Annotated in this window: 1 protein-coding gene; it reads right to left on the reverse strand. The window is 52.6% G+C overall.

The window, feature by feature from the left end:
* A partial coding sequence (locus tag EPD60_RS07930) for an IS110 family RNA-guided transposase (protein ID WP_131448574.1) occupies nucleotides 1–855 on the reverse strand: 855 nt, incomplete at its 3' end.
* Between the last annotated feature and the right edge of the window lie 242 nt (nucleotides 856–1097).

The following is a 1097-nucleotide window of genomic DNA, read 5'->3' on the forward strand; positions in this document are numbered from 1 at the left end:
CTTTCCTTTGGCCACTAGTCGGTCATAGAGATCCTTACATGCGGCGTTATATTTCTTGGCCGTGAGCGCGCACATGAACAACACACTGCGCAGGTAGCCGTTGCCCATTTTGCAGATTCCCCGCTTTCCCTTTATCGAAGTGCCGCTTGTGTGCTCCCTGGGTGCAAGGCCTGCCAGGGCAATGAGCTGGCGGTAGTTGGAGACCTTGGTAAAGCCGTCGGTGGCTACGATGAGGGTGGCCACGGCGCGCTTGCCCAAGCCGGGCACGGAGCGCAGGTTCTTCATCTGGTTGCCACTCCACTGCTTCAGTTCTGCATCCATCTGCGCTTCCAGCTTTTTCAGTTCCCGCTCGATCCGGGCAATAGAGGCTTTGAGGCTTTTTGTGACCTCCTTATCGGCAAAGGGCATGTAGGTGAGGGCATGCAACTGGTTTTGAAGCATGGTTTTCTGACGCACATACATATTGATCAAAGCCCCGATCTGGCTGCATTTGAGCTGCGCCTGCGAGGGCACACGCCACACGGAAGCTTCTCTTTCCACTCCATAGCGGAAGAGCCAGCGGGCGTCTTTTTTGTCGGATTTGTTACGCTCCAGGTTCATCTGGATAAAGCGCTTGACGACCATTGGATTTTCTACCCGCACGTCGCCTCCTGCTTCCTTCAGGGTAAAGGCAAGGGCGAGATAATAAGGCCCGGAGGTTTCCAGAACATATACCCGCTCACCGCACTTTTCCAGCAGCTCGCGGTGGCCGGAGGCGGTGTTGGAGAGCTTGGTATAATGGGTCCTTCCTTTGTCATCATTGTAATAAACATCGAGGGTGTCTTTAGAGACGTCAATACCGCAAACAAGCTTCATGTTGTACTTTCACTTTGGTTAAAAATGAGGAATGTGATTTTTACACATCTGCAGCCATCCTAATTTCACGCGAGCTCTCCGGCGGCAACCGGTGCTCAGTTGAACTACCCGCAGTATCGTGTAAAAAGGCAGCGGGGGACCATCATGTTAGACAAGCTTGTCCTGGCTTCAGGGGCTGTTTGGTCTTACTCCCGCTGCCCACATTCTTTATCACCGAAAAGTATGAGAAAACAAACATAGGA

The organism is Flaviaestuariibacter flavus (assembly GCF_004337505.1).
GTDB lineage: Bacteria > Bacteroidota > Bacteroidia > Chitinophagales > Chitinophagaceae > Flavisolibacter > Flavisolibacter flavus.